General features: G+C 36.5%; 18 protein-coding genes. 5 read left to right on the top strand and 13 right to left on the bottom strand.

Translation table 11 applies throughout. The features are described 5' to 3' along the window. Positions 1–59 precede the first annotated feature (59 nt). The 3 genes from EG339_RS13705 to rpsA form a co-directional block, all read right to left on the bottom strand. Positions 60–1,055 carry an alpha/beta fold hydrolase gene (locus EG339_RS13705; protein ID WP_123870544.1) on the bottom strand — a complete coding sequence of 332 codons (996 nt, stop codon included), beginning with the start codon at positions 1,053–1,055 and terminating at the stop codon, positions 60–62. 88 nt (positions 1,056–1,143) lie between these two features. Further along, positions 1,144–2,130 carry an EamA family transporter gene (locus tag EG339_RS13700; protein ID WP_123870543.1) on the bottom strand — a complete coding sequence of 329 codons (987 nt, stop codon included), beginning with the start codon at positions 2,128–2,130 and terminating at the stop codon, positions 1,144–1,146. Positions 2,131–2,543: 413 nt separating this feature from the next. Beyond that, a complete protein-coding gene (gene rpsA / locus EG339_RS13695) occupies positions 2,544–4,334 on the bottom strand; it encodes a 30S ribosomal protein S1 (RefSeq protein ID WP_123870542.1) in 1,791 nt (596 codons plus the stop codon). 403 nt (positions 4,335–4,737) lie between these two features. Here rpsA and EG339_RS13690 point away from each other — a divergent pair, with 403 nt between their 5' ends. Continuing rightward, positions 4,738–6,045, top strand: a complete 1,308-nt coding sequence (locus tag EG339_RS13690) for a DEAD/DEAH box helicase (protein WP_123870541.1) — start codon at positions 4,738–4,740, stop codon at positions 6,043–6,045. Positions 6,046–6,236: 191 nt separating this feature from the next. Here the strand turns inward: EG339_RS13690 and EG339_RS13685 are convergent, their stop codons facing one another. Continuing rightward, positions 6,237–7,130, bottom strand: a complete 894-nt coding sequence (locus EG339_RS13685) for an SMP-30/gluconolactonase/LRE family protein (RefSeq protein ID WP_123870540.1) — start codon at positions 7,128–7,130, stop codon at positions 6,237–6,239. A 256-nt stretch (positions 7,131–7,386) separates the two neighbouring features. Here EG339_RS13685 and ccoG point away from each other — a divergent pair, with 256 nt between their 5' ends. Beyond that, positions 7,387–8,829, top strand: a complete 1,443-nt coding sequence (ccoG, locus tag EG339_RS13680) for a cytochrome c oxidase accessory protein CcoG (RefSeq protein WP_123870539.1) — start codon at positions 7,387–7,389, stop codon at positions 8,827–8,829. 120 nt (positions 8,830–8,949) lie between these two features. On the opposite strand, the gene EG339_RS13675 is transcribed toward ccoG, so the two are convergent. Beyond that, positions 8,950–9,828: an AraC family transcriptional regulator gene (locus EG339_RS13675; RefSeq protein ID WP_123870538.1), complete on the bottom strand. Its 879-nt coding sequence runs from the start codon at positions 9,826–9,828 to the stop codon at positions 8,950–8,952. A gap of 240 nt (positions 9,829–10,068) precedes the next feature. On the opposite strand from EG339_RS13675, the gene EG339_RS13670 reads away from it, so the two are divergent. Together EG339_RS13670 and EG339_RS13665 are read left to right on the top strand one after the other, a co-directional pair. Continuing rightward, on the top strand, positions 10,069–10,413 hold the full coding sequence (locus tag EG339_RS13670; RefSeq protein ID WP_123870537.1) for a MerR family transcriptional regulator: 345 nt from the start codon (positions 10,069–10,071) through the stop codon (positions 10,411–10,413). 144 nt (positions 10,414–10,557) lie between these two features. After that, positions 10,558–11,826, top strand: a complete 1,269-nt coding sequence (locus tag EG339_RS13665; protein WP_123870536.1) for a helix-hairpin-helix domain-containing protein — start codon at positions 10,558–10,560, stop codon at positions 11,824–11,826. A gap of 90 nt (positions 11,827–11,916) precedes the next feature. On the opposite strand, the gene EG339_RS13660 is transcribed toward EG339_RS13665, so the two are convergent. From EG339_RS13660 to EG339_RS13635, 6 genes are all read right to left on the bottom strand, one after another. Further along, complete coding sequence (locus EG339_RS13660; protein ID WP_123870535.1) at positions 11,917–13,140, bottom strand: YncE family protein; 1,224 nt, start codon at positions 13,138–13,140, stop codon at positions 11,917–11,919. Positions 13,141–13,318: 178 nt separating this feature from the next. Continuing rightward, the gene (rluF, locus tag EG339_RS13655) at positions 13,319–14,041 is read right to left on the bottom strand and encodes a 23S rRNA pseudouridine(2604) synthase RluF (protein WP_123870534.1); all 723 of its coding nucleotides are present in this window, start codon (positions 14,039–14,041) and stop codon (positions 13,319–13,321) included. Positions 14,042–14,069: 28 nt separating this feature from the next. Further along, on the bottom strand, positions 14,070–14,768 hold the full coding sequence (truB, locus tag EG339_RS13650) for a tRNA pseudouridine(55) synthase TruB (protein ID WP_123870533.1): 699 nt from the start codon (positions 14,766–14,768) through the stop codon (positions 14,070–14,072). Positions 14,769–14,789: 21 nt separating this feature from the next. Continuing rightward, a complete protein-coding gene (locus EG339_RS13645; protein ID WP_123870532.1) occupies positions 14,790–15,608 on the bottom strand; it encodes an undecaprenyl-diphosphate phosphatase in 819 nt (272 codons plus the stop codon). 108 nt (positions 15,609–15,716) lie between these two features. Further along, positions 15,717–16,013, bottom strand: coding sequence for a DUF3098 domain-containing protein (locus tag EG339_RS13640; protein ID WP_185147649.1), 297 nt, complete (start codon positions 16,011–16,013; stop codon positions 15,717–15,719). A gap of 2 nt (positions 16,014–16,015) precedes the next feature. Further along, the gene (locus EG339_RS13635) at positions 16,016–16,915 is read right to left on the bottom strand and encodes a cell division protein FtsX (protein WP_123870531.1); all 900 of its coding nucleotides are present in this window, start codon (positions 16,913–16,915) and stop codon (positions 16,016–16,018) included. Positions 16,916–17,007: 92 nt separating this feature from the next. Between EG339_RS13635 and rsmA the strand changes: the two genes are divergently transcribed. Beyond that, positions 17,008–17,778 (top strand): 16S rRNA (adenine(1518)-N(6)/adenine(1519)-N(6))-dimethyltransferase RsmA, encoded by a 771-nt coding sequence (rsmA, locus tag EG339_RS13630; RefSeq protein ID WP_123870530.1) that lies wholly within the window; start codon positions 17,008–17,010, stop codon positions 17,776–17,778. An 81-nt stretch (positions 17,779–17,859) separates the two neighbouring features. Here the strand turns inward: rsmA and EG339_RS13625 are convergent, their stop codons facing one another. Next, entirely contained in the window at positions 17,860–20,217 is a 2,358-nt protein-coding gene (locus EG339_RS13625) for a choice-of-anchor L domain-containing protein (RefSeq protein WP_123870529.1), read from the bottom strand. A 276-nt stretch (positions 20,218–20,493) separates the two neighbouring features. After that, positions 20,494–24,081 carry a choice-of-anchor L domain-containing protein gene (locus tag EG339_RS13620; RefSeq protein WP_123870528.1) on the bottom strand — a complete coding sequence of 1,196 codons (3,588 nt, stop codon included), beginning with the start codon at positions 24,079–24,081 and terminating at the stop codon, positions 20,494–20,496. Positions 24,082–24,125: the final 44 nt, after the last annotated feature.

The raw sequence follows: 24,125 nt of genomic DNA, 5'->3' as shown, positions 1-24,125 counted from the left end.
CTTAATTCATTGTTACAGCCAGATTACATAACAATCATTTCGGTAAAAACGGGTTCAGCTTACTTAATAAAGTTATATAAAGCTTCAAAAAACTGAGGATAAACTTCAATATGCGGAAGATGGCCTACGTTTTCAAGTTCCACCAATTGGGACCCAGCAATTTCACGCTGGGTTTTCTTCCCTAATTCCTGATACTGTCCCATTTTAGGTTGAAGCTCCTTTGGAGCCCTGTCTTTTCCTATGGCAGTTCTATCTCTTGTTCCAATGATGAGTAAAGTAGGTACTTTTATATTTTTAAATTCATAACAAACAGGTTGATTATAGATCATATCAGAAGTCAATGCTGCGTCCCAAGCTACCTGTGGATAATCTTTATGCAGAGTCCAGCCGGCAATAAGATCTAACCAAGGCTGGTATTCTGCCTTCCATTTGTTGTCATAATAGAATTTCAGCTGATAATTCTTGTAAGTTTCTGCTGTATTCTTAAGCTCCGACTGGTAGGCCTGATCTATATTCTGATAAGATGCAAACGTTTTATAATCTTCAAGTCCGATAGGATTTTCAAGGATGAGTTTCTGAACTTTTTCAGGATATAGCAAAGTAAACCTTGAAGCTACCATCCCACCCATTGAATGCCCCAGAACAATGGTTTTATCAATTCCCAGTTCATCCAGAACAGCTTTTGTATTTTCGGCAAGCTGTGAAAAAGAAAACTGATAACGGTGAGGTTTTGAGGATTTTCCAAACCCAATCTGATCCGGAATAATGACCCTGAATCCTTTTTCTGAGAGATCTTTGGCCGTTCTTGCCCAATAGGCACCGTTAAAGTTTTTCCCATGGAGCAACATAATGGTTTTCCCATTGGCTTTTTGAGGCTTTACATCCATATAAGCCATCTTCAGATCATTATCCTGGGATTTTAAATCTTTAAAATGTACTTCATAAGGATATTGATAATCAGACAACATTGCATCCAAAGGTTTTATCTGTGAAGACAGGATTCCTGATCCGGTTATTAATATTACAGCAGTGGCTATATTTCTGAAACATCTCATGGGTACTCTATTTTAAGTTTTTAAAATTAAAAAAACCGCTCCAAAAGGAACGGTTTTTAACTGTTATTTTTAGTTAAATAATATTTTTTTAAGATAATTCTGCTATAGAAACTTCTTTTTCTTTTTTGGATGGAAGGTTCATTAAAACAATAGCGAAAAGAATCAAAGCAATTCCTACCCATTGTATTAGAAATACTTTTTCACCCAATAAAACAAAAGCCATGGTAACGGAAACCGGAAGTTCCAGTGAGGAAACAATACTTCCCAGTCCTAATCCTGCGTTCGGAAAACCGATATTGAACAGAATTGGCGGAATAATGGTTCCAAACAAAGCAAGAACCGCTCCATATGTCCAGAATATTGAATAATTGAAAGGATGGATATGTTCTGTATTGTCTGTAAAGTTAAGATAGAAAGCTTTTAATCCGTCAAAATACATAGGCCCTATCTGAGCAAAGAACAGGAATGCAAAAATAACAACAGAACCACCTGCCAGCATAATAATACTTTTTCTGAAAACAGGCAGATGGGTAGCCAGTGTGTTGGATGTAAACATCGTTAATGTATATGAAGCCGCAGCCATCAATCCCCAGAAGACACCATGCCAATCCAGCTCGATTTCCATATTAATAAGGTTGGTAGCCAAAACGGTTCCCAGCAATACAATAATTACCGCCACAATTTTTCTTGCATTCGGCAGTTTCTTGGTGATAATACTTTCTACCACAACACTGAACCATACCGACTGCATCAGCAACACAATTGCAATGGAAACATTGATATACTGAACCGCGATATAATAAAATAAACTTGTTCCTCCCAATGAGGTTCCGGCAAGCATCAGCATTCTGACCTCCCTGGAGCTTGGCTTTGATAATTTCTTTTTTGAGGTTAGGGTTTGAATCAAATTCAGGATCAAAAGCCCGGTTAACCCTAATACAAATTGAGAGGTAGTTACTTCAGATGTTGTAAAACCATCATGATAAGCCATTTTTACAAAAGTGGCCAACATTCCGTATATACTAGCACCAATCCCTACAAATAAAACACCTTTTAGTATATTTTTCTTCTTCATAATTTTTTTAACAGCCTGCAAAGGTACAACATATAAATTAAAATATCCTGTGATGTAGCTATAATAGATAAATAAGATCACAGCAAGCCTTGCCTTCAGCTGTTTCCCGATTGATTATAAACAGTTATTTCCTTTAGAATTGACTGCTCAAAATCCTTAATATTCACTATAAATACTATTTACCGACTGTTTGAAATCGATTTTTATACCACCATAAATAAAATTGTTTACGGTAATATTTTGTAGGGCTAATTCCGCCGCCTGTCATTGGTTGCCCGAGCCAGAAAATGGTTTAGGAATTGGATTTGATGATGTGTAGATTATGAGTGGATAGCGGGAGAAATCTCCTGAAAATGAGAATACAAAAAAAGCCGCTCAAATGAGCGGCTCCTTATTTATCAATGGTTCAAAGATTATTTACCTTCTTCCATTTTTCTTTTCAACTCTGCTAATGCATCGATGTCTCCAAGAGTAGATCTTTCTTCGTTGTTAGAAGAAGAAGATACGTTTCTAGAAGAAGCTTCTTTTACGTTTTTCTTCTCTTCGTCTCTGAAGATACCTGTGTGAGATACTACTACTCTCTTGAATTCTTTGTTGAATTCGATTACTTTGAATTCAGCTTCTTCACCTTTTTTGATTTTAGATCCATCTTCTTTCTCTAATAATCTTGAAGGGCAGAATGCTTCAACCTCAGCATCTTCAAACTGTACAGAAGCTCCTTTATCGTGAACTTCTACAGCTTTACCAGCGTGGATAGTTCCTTCAGCATATTTAGTTTCGAATTTATCCCATGGGTTTTCAGTCAATTGCTTGTGACCTAGAGATAATCTTCTAGCCTGGATATCTAATTCAAGAACTACAACATCTAATTTATCACCTACTGCACAGAACTCAGATGGGTGCTTGATTTTCTTAGTCCAAGAAAGATCAGAGATGTAGATTAATCCGTCGATACCTTCTTCTAACTCTACGAATACACCAAAGTTAGTGAAGTTTCTTACAGTTCCTACATGCTGAGATCCTACCGGATACTTAGCTTCGATGTTTTCCCATGGATCTTTAGATAATTGCTTGATACCAAGAGAAATTTTTCTTTCTTCTCTGTCTAAAGTTAATACTTCAGCTTCCACTTCATCACCTACTTTTACGAAATCTCCAGCAGATCTTAAGTGAGTAGACCAAGACATTTCAGAAACGTGGATTAATCCTTCAACACCTGGAGCGATTTCTACGAATGCACCATAGTCAGCAAGAACTACTACTTTTCCTTTTACTTTGTCACCAACTTTTAAGTCAGCAGAAAGAGCATCCCAAGGATGAGCTTCTAATTGCTTCATACCTAATTGGATTCTTGTTTTCTCATCATCGAAATCAAGGATAACCACTTTCACAGTTTGTCCGTCCTCAAGGATTTCAGATGGGTGGTTCACTCTAGACCAAGAAAGGTCTGTAATGTGGATCAATCCATCTACACCACCTAGGTCAATGAATACACCGTAAGAAGTGATATTCTTAACAGTACCTTCAAGAACTTGTCCTTTTTCAAGCTGAGCGATGATTTCTTTTTTCTGACCTTCGATATCTGCTTCGATCAATGCTTTGTGAGAAACTACTACGTTTTTGAACTCTGGGTTGATTTTCACAACTTTGAACTCCATAGTTTTTCCTACGAACTGATCGTAATCTTTAATTGGCTTAACGTCAATTTGAGAACCAGGTAAGAATGCTTCGATTCCGTGAACGTCAACGATCATACCACCTTTAGTTCTAGACTTAACAAAACCGTTAACGATTTCACCAGTTTCGTGAAGTTCGTTTACTTTATCCCAAGCTTTAAGTGTTCTAGCTTTTCTGTGAGATAATTGTAGCTGACCAGTTTTGTCTTCTCTCTTGTCTACCATTACTTCTACTTCATCACCTACCTTAAGACCTTGGTTGTAACGGAATTCGTTAAGAGAGATAACACCTTCAGATTTGAAGTTGATGTCTACGATAGCTTCTTTATCAGTTAATCTTACAACTTTACCAATTAGAACGTCGTTATCGTCTAAGTTGTTTAATGATCCGTTGTAGATTTCTTCTAAATCGCTTTTCTCTTTTCTAGCATCAGCATCAAGACCAGATTCGAAAGAATCCCAGTCAAATTGTTCAGGTGCTACGTTTTGGTTTAATAATAATTCTGCTGAATTTGTCTCTTTTGACATAATTCTAAATAAATTTGTATTCCTTCTCTTTCAACGGTCTTAATCAATGTGATTGAAAAATACGGAAGTTATTAATATTTAATATTTTACTTTCTTAGACCTTTATCACAAAAAGTGGGTGCAAATATACGCATTTTATTTGATCTAAGCAATAGATTTTACAATCTTTAAAATTCATATAACTCAATGACAATCAATTGTCACCTATTTCATTTTTCCTAAAAACAGCCAGAGATTCTTCACTTCTCTATGCTTCATTCAGAATGACAGCAACACCAAACTACAATTAACCGTTATTCTCAAGCTTTTCCATTAACAACTCTCCAACCCTCTTACCCTGAAACTCTATTCCAGGATTCTCCATTCTAAATCCTCAAACTCCAAAATTCACTACCTTTGCAGCATGGAACTACAATCAATTTATCAAAAGCTGCAGATTCAGGATATGAATCAGATGCAGAAATCTACTTATAAAGCCTCTGAAAACAATACGGATATTGTACTGCTCTCTCCTACCGGATCAGGGAAAACCCTTGCTTTTTTATTTCCGGTTCTCAGAAATCTGAAAAAGGATGTTCAGGGCGTTCAGGCATTAATATTAGTTCCTGCCAGAGAATTGGCCTTGCAGATTGAGCAGGTTTTCAAATCGATGGGAACTGATTTTAAGGTTTCCGTTTGCTATGGCGGACATGATAAAAAGATTGAAGTCAATAATTTAATTGAAGCTCCGGCTGTTTTAATCGGAACTCCGGGAAGGGTTACTTATCATATAAGAAATAATAATTTCGATCCGAAGACTGTTAAGACCTTAGTTTTAGATGAATTTGACAAGGCTTTGGAACTAGGTTTCCATGATGATATGGAATTTATCTGTAATTCTTTAAAAGGCCTTTCACAAAGAGTTTTAACGTCTGCAACAGCAATGGACGAGATCCCGGCATTTACAGGATTAAAAGATGAAAAAATCATCAGCTTCCTTAAAGAAAATGATGTGAAGCCTGATCTCCAACTGAGAAGAGTAATGACAATTCCGGAAGAAAAACTGGATACCTTATTTAATCTGGTTTGTAAAATCGGAAATAAAAGAACGCTGATATTCTGTAATCACCGTGATGCCGTAGACCGCATCTCTGAGCTTCTCCATCAGATGGGAATAGACAGGGAAACCTTCCATGGCGGAATGGAACAGGATGAAAGAGAGCGTGCCCTGCTGAAATTCAGAAATGATTCTGCAAGAATTCTTATTACAACTGATCTGGCAGCCCGCGGACTTGATATTCCCGAAGTGGAATCTATTGTACATTATCAGCTCCCTCCAAAAGAAGATGCTTTCATCCACAGAAACGGACGTACTGCAAGGATGAATGCCAAAGGCTTCGTTTACCTGATTATGACGGAAGAAGAAAACTTCCCTTTCATCAAAAATGATACTCCGGAAGAAAGTGTTGCCGGATTTACCAAGGTTCCGCAAAAAACACCGTTCCAGACAATTTACATCAGTGCCGGAAAAAAAGACAAGGTGAATAAAGTGGATATTGTAGGTTACCTGCTTAAAAAAGGAGAACTGCAAAAAGAAGACGTTGGGGTAATTGAAGTAAAAGACACAACCTCTTATGTTGCCGTCTCCAGAAATAAGGTGAATGCTGTTCTGAGAAAGCTTCAGAATGAAAAACTGAAAGGAAAAAAAGTGAAAATGGAAGTTGCTTACTAAGGCCTGAACTCAAACATTGTCATTGCGAACGAAGTACATCTAAACTACATCGTTTGCAAATCACAAATGATTTAAACACTTAAATTTTTAAGTTAAACTTCTTGCAGATATAAAATACATACAATATGACAAAGGCTCAAAAGTTTTTAAGAACAAACTTTTGAGCCTTTTTTATTATAATCTTTTATTAATTATTTTATTCCTCTTACCCGCATTGGAAAAGTATACACCGATTTTGAAGCGGTAATAAATAATACATCATTATTTTTTCCCCCGAAAGTTACATTGGATGTCCATTTTTCAGGAATGGAAATATGATAGATTTTTTTTCCGTCTTTGTTAAAAACATGTACTCCATCACCGGTTAAATAAAGGTTGCCATGTTTATCCAGTGTCATTCCATCTGAGCCCATTTCACAGAATAGTTTTCTATCAGATAGTTTTCCTTCTCCCAGAATATCATAAACATAGGTTTTCCCTGCATCAATGTCTGAAAGGTATAATTTTTTCAGTTTTTCACTTCCTACGATTCCGTTAGGCTGGGTAAAAGTATCTAATTTAATGATCTTCCCATCCTTATTCCTGTAATAAAGGCTTTTATCAGGAATTTCCTGTTTGAAGTCTGTCCAGTAATCTCTTTCATACAAAGGATCTGTAAAATACATCCCGCCAAAAGCATCATTCCAGACATCATTAGGACCATTCAGTCTTTTGCCTTCAAAACCTTTGAATAAAATTTCTACTTTCTTATCTTTTGAGATCTTCCACATCTCTCCGTTATCATCTGAGCAGGTAATCAGGAAACCGTCTTTATCAAAGTGAGTTCCGTTGGCTCTTCCTGTTTTATCCAGGAATTCTATCACCTGATTTGTTTTCCAGTCCCAGTAATAGATCTTATCATTAGGCTGATCAGTAAAAAAGACATTGCCTTCTTTATCAGCTGATGGGCCCTCTGTAAAACTAAACTTATTAGAAACCATTTGGGGTTTTACTCCTTCATAAAACATTTTACTACTATTTACGGATTGACAGTTTACCAATGCGAAAACCAAACCAATCAGACCTGCTTTACTGATATTCTTCATTATTCATTTTTAGATCTGCAATTTACAACATGCTTTATCGGTTTCAAAAATATTTTCTCATTTTGATCTATTATTCCTCAAAATATAAAATGTCCCAATTGTCCTATTTTTGAAGTAGATCATATTAGGAATTGAAAGATATGATGCGGAGCTTTGCAATAGAGAATCAATACCATTTATCTATAGTAATTCAGCATGGTAAAAGGTAGTGATCCGGATGAAAAATATTACCAAAATACTTTTATAGCATACGATAATGAGCGCAGAGTCCAACAACATCAAATCCCTGGAAATTGAAAATGAAGATTTCAGAAATTCTGTAGGAACAATGGATGAGACCGGAAAAAGAAAATGGATCTTCCCCAGAAAACCTAAAGGAAAATATACCAATTACAGGAATTACACCAGCTATGTTTTACTTGCTATTTTCTTTGGATTACCTTTCATAAAGATCAATAATAATCCGTTCTTACTGATTAATGTAATTGACAGAAGATTCTTTATTCTTGGACAGCCGTTTTACCTCCAGGACTTTTTTATTCTGGCTTTGGGAGCAGTTACTTCTGTGATCTTCGTGATGCTGTTCACTGTGGTTTTCGGAAGAATATTCTGCGGCTGGCTTTGCCCGCAAACCTTATTCATGGAGATGGTATTCCGTAAAATAGAATACTGGATTGAAGGGGATAGAAACAAACAAATGAAGCTGGACAGACAGCAATGGGATGCTGAAAAAATAAGAAAAAGACTTACCAAATGGTCTGTATTTATCCTGATCTCTCTCATTATCTCAACCTTCATGTTCATGTATATTGTAGGCTATGAACAGGTATTTCAGATTATGATTGAGGGACCTTCGGAACATCCTTTAAAGTTCATTACGATGATCTTTTTTACAATGGCTTTTTATTTTGTGTTTACATGGCTTCGTGAACAGGTATGTACCTTAGTTTGTCCCTATGGAAGACTTCAGGGGGTTTTAATAGATAAACAGACAATTAACGTATACTATGATTTTAAAAGAGGGGAAGGCCGTTCAAAATGGAGAAATAATGAAGACCGAAAAGCGGCTGGCAAAGGAGATTGTATAGATTGTAATCAATGCGTGGTAGTTTGCCCTACAGGAATTGACATCAGAAACGGGCAACAATTGGAATGCGTTAACTGTACGGCATGTATTGATGCCTGTGATGAGATCATGGATAAAGTAGGCTTACCTAAAGGGCTGATCCGCTATGCTACAGAATCTGAAATTGAAAATCAGGAGAAATTCAAATTTACTTCAAGAATGAAGGCTACAACAGTAATTCTGGCTCTGCTGATCGGATTCCTTGGCTTTTTAATGTATGACCGTGGTTCAATGGAAGCTAAATTTATTAAACCTGCAGGCTCTACTTTCTTTATTAAAAATGGTAAAATTACCAACACTTTCATTTATACTCTTCTGAATAAATCGAATGAGAAAAAAATTCTCACCATTAGGGTAATCAGCCCTGAAGATGCTGAAATTACTTATTTCGGATCTGAAAGAATTATCCTGAAGGGAGATCAGATCTTAAAAGGGAATATCAATATATCTTTTCCTGAAGATAAAATCAAATTCTCTAAACAAAATATGATCATCGGTGTTTTTGATGAAGAAGGAAAAATGGTAGATTCATTTGAAACTACTTTTGAAGGACCATTCAAACTTGTGTTGTAGAAGCAGGTAACAAAATGAGGTAATGTTTGTTGTACAATCAACATTAACATTAAAAGGGTAAAGTCTGAACAGATATTAAAATTATTAATGGATACCCATCATTATAAACTTTAAACTAGCTTAGGCCTTATATTTCCTCATAAACGGAGTAGGAGTCATTCCGGAATTCTTCCGGAATACTCTCACGAAGTAAGAGTATTCTTCATAACCCAGCCGGAAAGCAATCTCAACAAGGTTTTCATTGAGATACATCAGCATCCTTTTGGCTTCCAGTACTACTCTTTCTGTAATCACTTCCGTAGCTGTTTTCTGTACTACTGCCTGTACGGTTCTATTCAGGTGCTTTGATGAAATACCTAATAGAGAAGCATAATACGCAGTTGATTTGTGTTCCATAAAATGCTGTTCAACAAGACTTTCAAAATCCTGATAATGTTTAAAATAAGAAAGTCCGGCAGAAGAACTCAGCGTATCAAAATCCTTTGAAAAAAGCCGGGTTGAATTGATGAAAATCTGAGACATTAATGATAGAATAAGTCCGTTTTTCATCAGATGATTAGATTGATGCTCTCTTCCCAGTTCCTGAAACAGATGAATGTTCTTCTCCAGTTCTGCTGCATCTAGCTGCAATTTTCTGGTAAAGGACACTGATCCGAAAAAAGGAAAATTTCTCAGTTTCTGATTCACATAATGCATTTCATAAAACTCCTGGGAACAAAAGAAAATATACCCGTCTATATCATCTGAAAGCTCCCAACTGTGAATTTGCCCCGGAGAAAGAAAAAACAGGCTTCCTTCCGAAACTTCATAGCGTTGAAAATCTATTTCATGAATACCGTTTCCCTGAGTAAACAGAACAGCAGCATAAAAATTATGCCTATGGGGCTTTTCTATATGCTGATGACCAACAATCAGATGTTTTTTCAGGGTGTTAAAATAAAAATCTGAAGGATTCTTACCCTGAAAAAGATCAATATGAAGAACGGAAATAGAATTCATCCTGTAAATAAATGGAGGATAAAAATACTATAAATAAAGCCAAGCCCCAAATCCAATACAAAACCGATTCACTACTCTCCATATTGTTTTTTTTAACAATTATTATTTTAACCAATTTACGGTTTATACTTCCTCAGAGGAGCTGATCTTATTAAAAATTCAGGTTATAGCAGGACTTTGCAAGATATATTTGGATGAAACTTTAAAAAATTTTTATCTTTGAGGTTTAGGAGCCGTAAAATGAAAATAAACTTACCTGATAAACTGTATTATTCCATAGGAGAAGTCGCTAAAGCATTCGATGTAAACACTTCATTAATACGCTATTGGGAACAGGAATTTCCTATCATCAAACCTAAAAAGAATAAAAAGGGAAACCGCTACTTCACTCCTGAGGATATCAAGAATCTGCAGATGATCTATCATTTAGTAAAAGAAAAGGGATATACATTGGATGGAGCCCGTGTTGCTCTGACTACCAACAGTAAAATTTCAGAAACCATCACCATTATTGACCGTCTTGAGTTTGTAAAAGCTGAGCTTTTAAAGCTGAAAGAATCATTGGGTGACAGGGAGCCTGAATAATCTGTTCAGCTTTTCTTTAAATCATTCTACGCCAAAAGAATACAAGATCTTTGTTTTTAACAGATTACATCTTTTTGTATTCTAATATCAACCATTTCAACATCTGCTATTGCTATGTGTGGTTTTTATCAATATGTTTATAGCATGATGAGAAAAAACTATTACCACAAACTGGCTTTTATGGTCATTTTACTGGCCGTCCTATTAGCTTTTCAGAAATACACCAGCAGGGATAAGGAACCTTTTCCCGAGATAAAATTTATTGCCAATACCTCAATTACGGCTAACATTACGGATTTCGATCCTAATATTTTAACAGCGGAACAATGGCAAAGATTTGGCTTTTCAGCAAAACAGGCGTCTACCATTCTTAAATATAAAGATATTGTAGGGGGAACTTTTACGTCAAAAGAGCAATTGAAAAAGTGTTATGCAATTTCTGATGAGAAATTTGAAGAACTAAAACCATTCATTCTTCTTCCCGAGGCTTCTGCAGAAAATAATTCCAAGAATGCCAACAGTTTTGAAAAAAAAGAAATTACAGTTACCGGAAAGTTCAATCCTGATCTTAAAACCTCTCATGACTGGGTCAAAATGGGATTCAGCGAAAGACAGGCGGAAGCTATTTTAAAATATAAGAATTATCTAGGCGGAAGCTTTATCAGCAAGGAAAAATTCAGAGAATGCTTTATCATTTCCCAAGAAAATTACAATAAACTTGAGCCCTATCTGCTGTTACCTGCAAAAGCGCCGGAGAATTTTAAAGCAGCCCATAAAGCTAAGATACAATATTATAGTTTTGATCCTAACCTTCTGGATATTGAGGGATGGGAAGCGTTTGGCTTCACTGAAAAACAGGCTTTTACTATTGTCAGTTACCGCAATAAAAATCTTCGAGGCAGTTTTAAAAACCTGGATGATATTCAAAAATGTTTTGTGATCTCGGCAGAGAAATTTCAGGAAATGAAACCTTTTATTAAAATCAATCCGGAAGCTATAAAGAAAGCAGAAATACAGCAGGAAAAAACTGATTTTACTAAAACAGACCTTAATGCTATTACATTCAGGCAGCTTATAGAATTTGGATTGGATGAAAAAAGTGCCGGTTCTATTATTGGCTTTAGAAAAAAACTGAGAGGTTTTATAAACAAACAGCAGATTATGGACACTTATAATATTGATAAAGAATTGGTCCAGAAATTAATATCCATTGCTCCGCTGGATGCTTCCAATGTTCCTAAATATACCTTAACTGAAGCTCCGGAAGATTGGCTGAAAGATCATCCTTATTTCAGGTATTCTGCAGATAAAATCATTTTCTACAGAACAACCTATCCTGATGATAAGAAAATTCTAAAGCTCCTGAAACTAAAACCAGAATATGAAGAAAGAATGAAATTATATTTAAAATAAGCAGATACCAGAGAAGTTTTTCAATAAATACAAAACTCCCTGAAACACAGTATTTGTTTCGGGGAGTTTAATCTGAAAAAATGGTTTATATCAGTGATGCATATAATTGCTAGGGCCATTGGTCCCTTCAATGGATTCAGGGAGTATTCCGTATTTGGAACGTAAATTAACAGTTCCCAGCGTTTTCCCGGTTTCAATTTCAATAACGCTAATGGTTCCGGAATTTAAATTAGGCAGATTAAGCAGATTATTCTGTACTGCAACAACTTCTTTTCCTTTTTTGGTTTTAAAGAAAACCATATGATGTGCACCTTTATCTGCGGTAAGTGTTTTCAAAAGTTTTAAATTGGGAAGATTACTGATGTCAAATACCAGCACTTTTCCAGGATCTGCAAAACTTACATAGAGCCTGTTGTTATCATCAATATACATTTCGAGTGTCCATCCTAATCCTTGGGTGCTTCCGTCAAATATTTTGGTAAAAGCATCATATTTTTTGGTTGTTGCATTGTATGGAGCGATCCATATATCCCCACCAAGCATTGTAGTGGCAAGGGCATATTGTGGAAACTTTCCACGAAGCAGCAAGACTTCGACAGGACTGGATAAATCCGCCGGTGAATCTGCAACCTGGTAGGTTTCTTTTAATTCATAAGTATTCAGATCTATTAAGGTACAGGTGTTTCCAAATCCACTGGTAAGATCCGGATGAATAGTTGAAGTGACCATCATCAGCCCTTTTTCTTCATTCACAGAAATGCCATGCGGGTACATAATAAATTTATTGGGATTGTCCTGAATTGGAGCCTTAATGGTTTTAATAAGCTGGTTATTATTAGCATTAAAAACACCTACACTTCCATCTTTCAGGCCTCCTGCTCCACCCATAAAGGTCATAAAAAATCTTCCGTCATTAGTGAAGAATAAATTTTCTCCTACTGTATTCTCACCTGTATCAATAGGTGTTGCACTTACTAATCTGGGCTGCCCTATTTTATCTTTTTCAGTTTTTATCTGATAGAGATAGCTGCCTCCCAAAGCTGTTGTATACAATTTGTTCGCACTCTGGTTATAATAGAGGTGATGCGGCAGAACGCCAATACCTAATTCAAGTTTATTGCTGATATTTCCAAAATCAGGGGCATCAGGATCAAGCTCTATTACAGCTATACCATCCGGCTGTCCGGTGAGGCTTCTATAGTCAATAAAAAAAGCAGTGTCATGCGGAATTTCTGGATGATTATCGTTCTGACAATTAGAGAATATCATTAGAATAATGACGAATAAGGGAACTAGATTAAATTTTAATTTCATGGTTTTCAGTTGTTTAGTTATTCACCTTATAAATATAATATAATTTCATTAAAAAATAGAAAATATAACACTAATAAGTGAATATTTTGAAATAATAATTATACTTTTCCCTTTAATCAGATAAAAAAATAAGCAGGAAAAATTCCTGCTTATTTTTAATTTATTTACCTATATAATTTTAATCTATTGTTTTACTGGAGTCTGTAAGCAAATCATTTAATGTATTCAGCTCATCTTCCGTTAGATCTCTCCATTTGCCGATAGGAAGATCAAGCTTGATATTCATGATACGGATTCTTTTCAGCTTTTTTACTTCATAACCCAAATATTCGCACATTCTTCGGATCTGTCTGTTTAGGCCTTGTGTAAGGATAATCCTGAAATTCATTTCATCAATCTTCTCCACCTCACATTTTCTGGTAACGGTATCCAAAATTGGAACTCCATTTCTCATTTTTTCAAGAAACCTTGGAGTAATCGGCTTGTCTACGCGTACCAGATATTCCTTTTCGTGATTATTTCTTGCCCGAAGGATCTTATTAACAATATCACCGTCACTGGTTAAAAGAATAAGACCTTCACTGGGTTTATCCAGCCTTCCGATCGGGAATATTCTTTTGGGATGATTGATATAATCTACAATATTGTTCTTTTCACGCTTGGTATCTGTAGTACATACAATGCCTACAGGTTTATTGAAAGCAATATAAACAGGTTTTTCCTGTGGTTCTCTGATAGGTTTTCCATCCACTTCCACAAGATCTTCATCAGAAACTTTGGTTCCCAGTTCAGGAACTTTACCGTTAATCTTTATTCTCCCTTCCTCCAACAGCTTATCTGCTGCTCTTCTTGAGCAATATCCTACTTCTGATAAATATTTATTAATACGTGTCTTTTCCATTAGTTTATACCGTAGTTGGCTTCATTTTTCATTCGCTTTGAAATCTAAAATCATTGTTTAAAAACTGATCTGTAGCATCTTCAATTTTATAATCTCCGATTTTTGTTCTTCTCAATTGAGTTAAATAAGCACCTACTCCAAGTTCCTGACCAATATCGTGGGCAAGACTCCTTATATAAGTTCCTTTTGAACATCCCACTGTAAAACTTACCAGAGGAAACTCTATTTTGATATCCTTAAGATAATGAATTGTTGTTTTTCTGGATTTCATTTCCACTTCCTCTCCTGCTCTGGCCAGATTATAGGCTCTTTCACCATCAATCTTTATTGCAGAATACACTGGTGGTTTCTGTTCAATCTCTCCAACAAATTTTCCCAGTACCTCTTTTACGTGCTCTTCAGTGATATTCGAAATATCCTGATGAAGGATTTCCGGTTTTTCAGTATCGTAGGATTCTGTCTGTACTCCTATTTTGATCTCCGTCCAGTATTCTTTCGGTGCATCCTGGATCTCGGGAATCTTTTTGGTAAATTTCCCGCAGCAGACAATCAGAAGTCCTGTAGCTCTTGGATCAAGGGTACCTGCGTGTCCGATTTTAAATTTTTTCGGAAGATCAAACTCCCTTTTCAATTTATATTTCATTTTATTGACAGCCTGGAAGGAAGTCCAGTCCAGAGGTTTGTCCAATAAAAATATGTATCCTGATTTCAGTTCTTCCGCCGTCATGAATGGATATATGAATATTTTTTATTTAAAGAAATAAAAATAGATTAATAAAGCAACTCCAACAAAAATACGGTACCATCCCCAAGGCTTGAAACCATATTTATTAAGTACTCCAATAAAGGCTTTAATGGCGATAAGTGCTACAACAAATGCCACAACGTTTCCAATGACGAAGATCATAATGTGATCCTGTGAAGCCATAATCATTTCGTATCCTTTCTGAGGATTAGGAGTTTCTTTTCCCCATGTTTTTACAAAAACCGAATATACTGTTACAGCCAGCATGGTAGGTACTGCAAGGAAAAAAGAGAATTCTGCAGCAGCTTTTCTGGTAAGCCCCTGAGCCATCCCACCAATAATGGAAGCTGCACTACGGCTTGTTCCCGGCATCATTGCCAGACACTGCCAGAATCCTATGGTTACCGCATTTCTTATCGTAATCCCCTTTTCATCGTTAATCTTAGGATTTTTAAACCATTTGTCAGCAAATAATAAAACCACTCCGCCTAAAACCAATACTGATGAGATAGCAATCTGGTTTCCAAGAACAGCCTCAATTTTATCATCAAATAAATATCCAAGAACCAAAGCAGGAACTACAGCAAAGGCCAGTTTAAAATAAAACTGGATGTTATTCAGGTCAAAAAACTTTTTCCAATAGGCCACTACCACTGATAGGATAGCTCCAAACTGGATGGAAACCTGAAACATTTTTAAAAATTCATCATCGGGCATTCCCAATAGGTTGGCTGTGAATCCCATATGTGCTGTAGAAGAAATCGGAAGGTATTCCGTAAGCCCTTCTACGATGGCAATAATAATTGCTTTGATTAAATCCATATTCTTTTAAAAAATTAAAAAGATTAAAAGATTTAAGAATTAAAAAACAGCTCATTAGCTTACATCTTTCAATTCTTAAATTTTTTAATCCTTAAATAAAATTATTATTTATTTTCTTTTTAAGATTGCGTAGACTTCTATAACAAAACCTATCACAACAAATAACGGAGCAATTCTGATCCTTCTGATGGAAAAGATATCGTCATTCCATGAGTTGGGATCAAATTTACCATCTACGGTATTGGCATCAGGTCCCATCATCAAAAGAAACCCAACCACAATAAATGCCAGCCCGATCAGCATCCATTTAAAGTTCTGCTGTCCGAAATAGAATGCATTTTCCTGTGGTACTTCTGCCTCACTTCCGAAGTCTGCTGCAGAAATTTTATTTGTTTTTTTGCTCATTTTTAAGAGTAATATAAATCGTCAACGTTTGATTTTAAGAATCTCCAGGTAGCAAATATAGTACTTAGTACGGAAATAAAAATTCCTACACCCAATACTAAGATCACTAACCAGAAATACTGATTATTATCCTGTACGAAAGCTGATCCGATCTGACTTGTGAAATAATACCAAACTCCTCCCAAAGCAAGAAGACCAATAACAGAACCAATAGCACCTAAAATAATTGCTTCAATGATGAACGGCTTAAGAATAAATCTTCTTTTTGCCCCTACCAGCTGCATGGTTTTAATGATAAATCTCTTGGAGAAAATTTTAAGACGGATGGAGTTGTTAATTAACACTACAGCCAATACAAGGAACAGTAATGAAAACCCGAAAATCCATTTTAGAATTCTGCTCAGGTTATTGTATACATCTACCATCAAAGTACTGTCATTCTTCACATCAATGATGCCGGGAACGGATTTTATGACTTTGATTGCCTCATCAATTTTTGCAGGATCTACATATTCTGGTTTTAAAGCCACTTCAATAGAGGATGGGAAGATGTTTTCCTCAAACAATGCATCACTATCAATTCCCATACTTTTCTTCGCTTCAGCAGCCGCCATACTTCTTGAAATGTAGGTTGCTTTTTTTACAGGAGCTAACGTCTGTACCTTTTTAAAAGTTTCTTCTTCCAGTTTTGCAATTTTTACAGAATCTTTAGCGTCATAATTTTCATCAAAGTAGGCGTTCACCACCAACTGTTCTTTGATATAGTCAGAATACTTCTGGGCATTAATTAAAATAAGCCCCATTAATCCTAACAAAAATAACACTAAGGCAATACTTATCACTACTGTAATATTGCTGGACCGAAGCCTTTTCTTATTAAACTCATCTACAGATTTAGCCATTAATATTAAAATTTTTGGCTAAAATAGAAAAAATCTTCCGAAATTTGGGAACGAAAAAGAGAAAATCACTGTTAATAAAATCATAAAAAGCATTGAGTGTAAAAGCAAAAAAGCATCTTGGTCAACACTTTTTGACGGATGAAAACATCGCAAGAAAAATTGTAGAAGGTCTTAGTTTTGAGAACTATAATAACATCATGGAAGTAGGGCCCGGAATGGGAGTTCTTACCAAATATCTTCTTGAAAAAGATCAGAACATTTATCTTGCCGAAATTGATACGGAATCTATAGAATATCTTAAAAACAACTATTCTAAGGTTACGGAAAATACTTTTGTAGGAGATTTCCTGAAACAGGATTTTAATTTTATCAAAGATGAGCAGATTGCTATTATCGGAAACTTCCCGTATAATATTTCGTCTCAGATATTATTCCAGATTGTTGACCACTATGAGCTGATTCCTGAAATGGTGGGAATGTTCCAGAAAGAGGTAGCAGAAAGAACAGCAGCCGTTCCAAGAACTAAAGATTATGGAATTCTTTCTGTTCTCATTCAGGCTTATTATGATGTATCATATATGTTTACTGTACATGAAAATGTCTTTAACCCGCCTCCAAAAGTAAAATCCGGTGTTATCCGTATTACAAGAAATCCTAAAGAAGGCCTTGCCGGTAATGAGGTTCTTTTCAAACAAATTGTAAAGACCGGCTTCAACCAAAGAAGAAAAAAGCTTTCCAATGCTTTGAAAACATTAAATATTCCTGAAGCTTTAAAAGGTCATGAGTTTTTAGATAAAAGAGCGGAAGAACTGAGTGTATCTGATTTCATTCACTTCGCCAACCTTTGGAAAGAAAATCAGTAATATATATAAGTTCCATTAATGGAAGAACTTTATGAGTAAAAAAAAAGAAAGCCTTTCAGATGAAAGACTTTCTTTTTTTTATTATTCCCTGTTTTTCAACATGATCCAGCCGGACCAGTTCATCTGGGTTTTAGATTTAGGATATTCGTAAGTGAATTTATACCAATAGGTTGCGGTAGGCAATCTCTTACCAAGTAAAGTTCCGTCCCAGATTGGAGTTTCTTTTGTAAATCTGAACATCTCTACCCCAAATCTGTCATAAACAGAACCAGTGAAATTTTTAAACTGACCTAACGCTTTCAGATCCAGTACATCATTAACCCCATCATTATTAGGAGTGATAAAATTATTGATCTGTAAAGTAAAGAAGTCGAAAGTTCCTATACAATGAGTTCCTACTCTTCTCACCAGTATGGTATAATTGGTATTATCTAAAAGTCCTGTAAATACATTGGAATCCTGCCATGTAATTCCCTCATCAATAGAATACTCAAGACTGCTTGGTGTATTATTCATTGGAGGGTTTACTGCGGTAACTGTCAGTGTCTTTTTAGATGTTTGATAATCTATTCCTGTCACATAAGGAATAGCAGCTCCCATTACCTGAGCAGAGAAGATTTTTTTACAGTATCCGTTATCAATTTCAACGGTATAGATTCCCCATTTATCTACTTCTATCTTTTGGGTAGTAGCTCCTGTACTCCACTTATATTTATAATTTTTTCCTGCGCCTGCATCCAGGGTTACACGGTCTCCATCACATATTTCAACATCTTTTAACAGACTTTTAATTTCAGGAACCACTTCAATTCTTATGGTGGCAGGGTTAAGAGATTTACATCCCTTTGCTCCAATTGCATATACCGTAAATATGGTTGTCTGATGCAATGTAACTGTCTGTATATTGCCTGTTCCCGGGAAATTATCCCAAAGATAAGTGTCTCCTCCTTCGGCTGTAAGTGTTACAGTTTCTCCCGGGCATATTTGTATAGCGGATGTTTTCAGTTTAGCAACCGGTGTTTCTTCTTTAAATAATTTCAGCTCAACCAATTTGCTACAGAAACCTCCGTTGGAAACAACAACATATAATGTCTGATTGTCATTCCCATTATAATTCAGAATGTTCTGGATATAATTATTATTTTCAGCAACTGCATCTGCCTTATTCTCATAAAACTTGAATATAGCTCCCGGTGTTGTGCTGATTGTTGGCTTAATGCTGCTTAAATCAAAAGTAGTGATATCCGGTGTGCTACAAAGCAATAACGTAGCATCATGCGCAACAGGTGTGGTTCCCCCGTGAATTTCTATGGAAGCTTTACCCGGACAAGGGTTTCCGGGAACGCTTACTTCAATAGTATAAGTTCCCGGCTGTGTAGCAGTAACAACATTGGTTGTAGCATTAGGAATCAGAACTCCGTTATGGTACCATTGATATAATAAATTGGGATCATTTACAGAGGCGGTAAGCACCTGAGGGACGTTATCACATACATTAATATCACTAGGTAATTTTGTACCTCCAGGGCCTAAAAGGTCTACCCCGATATTAAAGGAACCTCCTTCCAGAAATACCGCGGAATCGTAACTGTGGTCAAGATAATCTGCAATAACCATTTTAAAATGATATTCCTGTCCCGCTACTACATCTGCTACAGCTGTAAGCGGAACTGTTCTTCCGTTAAAGTTTGTCTCAATATTGGCATTATTGTATCCTCCAAAATACTGTTCATTAACAGCTCCGCAAGAAGTTCCTATTGCCGGGTGAATATTGGTGATACTTACAGGCCCGGCTCCTCCAGGCAGTATTGCCATATTTGTATAAGGGCCTCCTGATGTAGGCTTCAATAATATAATAAATGCATCTGCATATTTACAGGGAAATGTACTTGTATATTCATCAGAGGCAATCAAATAATTAAATTTAATTTGAGAAGTTGTAGGAACAAAGTCAAATTCCAAAAGCACTGCATCATTCAGTTCATTTGCTGGTACACCAATAACCTGTGCAAGATCACTGTCAGTTCCTCCTCCATTGGTATCACTGTTACTGGCTTCAAAACTATTACCGGCCTTTCTGGCATACCCTGTAGAAAGCACAATCCCATCTTTAAAAGGGAAGTTAGTGGTTCCTTTATGGAAGTATCCCCAGGCTCTGTTGGCATCTCCTACAGCATGATTAGGAGTAATTTTCACATTGGTAACATTAGGAGTAATACAAGTATTTGTTCCTGATGAAATCAATACATCTTTCACCAATTTGTCTATTGTAAAACTGGATTCAGGATATCCAGGAGCATTCACATCAATAAAAGCGCCTGCCTTTTTAGACTGGGCAGATGCCTGCTTTTTTACGGACTGTCTGGGCTGTTGATTTTGAGAAAACGAAAAATTCGAGATAAATAAAAAAAACAAACAAAGCGGTAGGTATCTTGTCATAATATTTTTGTTTCAACAAATTTAATTTTTTTTTAAATATACAATACACATATTTGCGTTTTTTATAAAAAAACTATAACATTTTCATCAACAATTAGCAATTAAAAACAATACCGATACTTTTAACAGAATGATAATTAAAATTCAAAATATAATTTACAAAATTCACTATTAATCGAGAAAAAATACTGAAATACGATTAACATACACTATAATAAACAGTAAATCCCTTCACTTATGAAGGGATTTACTGTTTATTACACATTATTAAATGATTTAATTTCTGTTTTTCAACAAGATCCAGCCTGAGCGCTGTTCTAATTTCTTATTTGCAGGATTTTCCCATTGAACTTTATACCAATAAGTTCCTGTAGGCAAATTGATTCCCTTTAGAGATCCTCGCCATATCACATCTCCTTTGGATGCCTTGAAGACCTCAGCTCCATATCTATCGAAAATAGAAGCCGCAAAATCTTTATACCCACTGATTCCGCTAAAGTCTATCGTATCATTTTTCCCATCCATATTAGGTGTAATAGCATTGCTCAGTACGAAGGTGAAATAATCTATTGAAGTTCCACATTTTGCATTTTTCACCCTAACCATCAAATGATACATTGTATTATCCAAAACACCACCAAATACATTTGAGTCCTGCCAGGTTAATCCCTTATCTATAGAATATTCCAGAGTTCCTCCCGTTGGATTACTTGCTGTAAGGGTAAGTGTATTCTTATTATGTACCACATTGGTAATCTCAGGAAGGGCCGGATTGATAAGCTGTGCTGTAAACACTTTAGAACACACTCCGTTACTGATGGTTACAGAGTAAGTTCCCGGAGTTTTTGTAGTAATTGTCTGTGTAGTAGCTCCTGTACTCCACAGATATGTATAATTAAGTCCCGGTCCTGCATCAAGAATTCCATCATCTCCTGCACATACATATACATCTTTCAATGTAGAAACAATAGCAGGAACTACTTCAATTTTTATTTTGGCTGGATCAAGAGAACTACATCCGTTTCCTCCCAATGCATATACAGAATACTCTGTTGTTACTGCAGGTGTTACTACCTGCGTATCTCCATTTCCTGTAAGACCTACCCAATTATAGGTAATTCCCCCTGTAGCAGTAAGCGTAACGGATTCGCCAGCACATATTTTCATTTTATCTGCAGAGACCCCGGCTATTGGAGGTCCTACCTGAACAACAACAGTTGCTGGTGTAGCAGAGGCACATCCGTTAGCTCCAACAGCAGTTACCGTATATGTTGTAGTAACCGTGGGAGATACAGTTTGTGTATTTCCAGTACCTGTAAGTCCATTGCCCCAAACATAGGTAGTTCCGCCAGAGGCAGTCAATGTTACGGATTCCCCCTCACATATACGAGACTGGGATGATACAAGTGCCGCAATTGGTTTTACAGTATCCTGATTTACAGTTACTGTTGAAGTATATGAACAATTAAGATTTCCGGGCTGGAATACATTGGTAACAGTTAATGTATAGGTACCGCCTGCATTAACTACAGGGGTAAGAGTGTTAGCTCCGGACACGATATTTCCCCCTGCTGTAGTCCAGGTAATAGTAGACCCGGACGGTATTACAGAAGCAGATGCATTAAGCGTAATTTGAGGAGTTGTACAGGTAACAGTCTGCGGAGCAGCTATTGTTAAGGTTGTTTCTGCAGTTCTCAGTAATTGAAGCGAAACTACATAACTACATCCTCCATTACTGACTCTTACATAGATTATCTGGTTTGCTGAAAGCGGTGAATATGTTGTAGGAGCTACAATAAAATTACCATTACCGGCATTAGCATCATTCTGATCTATATAATAGGTAAACGTAACCCCTGTTGCCGTAGTGATCTGTCCTTCTGATTCTTTAAGATTATAGGTTAGTCCCGGCTGATAACACTTATGCAGAATAGCATTTTGTGCTGTAAATGGCTCTGAAACTTCAATCGTGATAGTGGCCGGATTTTGAGAGGCACATCCATTAGCACCCACAGCAGTTACAGTATATGTTGTAGTAACCGTAGGAGATACAGTTTGTGTATTTCCATTCCCGGGAAGACCACCGCCCCAATTATAGGTAGCTCCTCCTGATGCTGTAAGCGTTACAGATTCTCCTTTACAAATTTTTAATTTAGAAGCTGTAAGAGATGTATTAGGCGGCGCACTGTTTCCTGTCACTGTTACTGTTGCCGCTGCTGTACAACTAATATTTCCAGGTTGGTATATCTGTGATATCGTTAGAGTATATGTTCCCGGTGCATTAATAACAGGATTTAGAGTATTACCTCCTGAAACAATATTTCCCCCTGTGGTAGTCCAGTTAAAAGTTGCTCCGGCAGGATAAACTGAAGCTGAAGCATCCAGTGTAATCTGAGAATTAGCACAAGTAAGTACCGCTGGCGGAACAATAGAACCTGTCATTTGAGGAGCTTTCACCAGGGTCAACTCTGATACCTTAGCACAAAAGCCATTCATAACTCTTACATACACCTTTCCTCCCGCACTCTGATAAGCCCCCGGATTAGGAATTGTACTGGCATTTCCAGCATCTGCATCTGCCTGTGTTGTATAATAAGCAAAGGTTGCACCCGGTGTTGTACTTATTGCAGGCTGTGCAGCAGGTAAATTGAATGTAGCATTTCCCGCAACATAGCAGGCTGTTAATGTAGCATTCTGTACTGTTGGGGAAGTTCCTCCCACAACAGTAATACTTGCTTCTCCCGGACACGAACTTCCCTGTATATACACTTTAACAGTATATACTCCAGGTTGTGTTGCTGTATAGCTGGCATTGGTTGCCCCTGCAATAGGATTGTTATTCAAGAACCATTGGTAGGTCACATTAGGTACCTGAACAGAGGCTGTAAATGTTTGTGGTGCATTATCACACATATTGACCGAGTTTGGAAGCTTCACTCCGCCCGGACCAAGAATATTTACTCCTAAATCAAATGATCCTGCATCTAAAAATACAGCTGAATCATAGTTGGCATCCTGGAAATCGGCTAATACCATTTTAAAATGGTAGGTCTGTCCGGGAACCACAGTTGCTTTCGCAGTTAAGGGAATAGTTCGACCCTCAAAATTAGTTTCAATTTTAGGGTTGCTATTTGTACCACCATAATAAGCTTCATTCTTAGGTGAGCAATTCGGATATCCTGGACGAATATTCGTTACACTCACTGGTCCGGCTCCACCTGGAAGTACAGCCAAATTGGTATAGGTAGGATCTCCAACTTTCTTCAAAAACAGAGCAAAACCATCTGTAATATTACATGGGAAATTATCCTGATACTCTTTAGATGCAAATAAATATTTAAAAGTAATTTCTGTGGAAATAGCAACAAAATCAAACTCTATATAAGTAGCATTATTCAGTTTATCCGGAGGAATACCTAAAGCTCCAGCAAGATCATTATCACCACTTGGGCCCAGATCATCATTAAGATCTGCCACAGGAAAATTCCCTGCGTTTTTTGCAAATCCTGTGGAAAGAATAATCCCTTTACTGAATGGAAAATTGGTAGTTGCCTTATTAAAATATCCCCAGCTTCTGTTTTGATTAGATGGTGGTAAATTGGGAAACACCACTACATTGCTTACATTGTTGCTGGCACATCCTCCGCCTGAGATGAGGACATCCTTTACAAGCTGAGTAATACTATAAGAAGACTCAGGATAATTGGAAGTGTTTATATCTATAAAAGCTCCGGATTTGGCAGTGGCACCATTGCTTTTAGGAAGCACACTTTTTTTAACCACCCTGTTCTGGGCAAAAATAAAGCTTCCCATAAAAACAAAAAATAACACTAAAAATAAACTTCCTTTCCTCCTATTTAACATTTTATATTATTTTAAACAAAAATACTATTTTTTTTGATTGAAAT

The organism is Chryseobacterium bernardetii (genome assembly GCF_003815975.1).
GTDB classification, from domain to species: Bacteria; Bacteroidota; Bacteroidia; order Flavobacteriales; family Weeksellaceae; genus Chryseobacterium; species Chryseobacterium bernardetii.
This window is presented reverse-complemented; position numbering and strand designations above follow the sequence as displayed.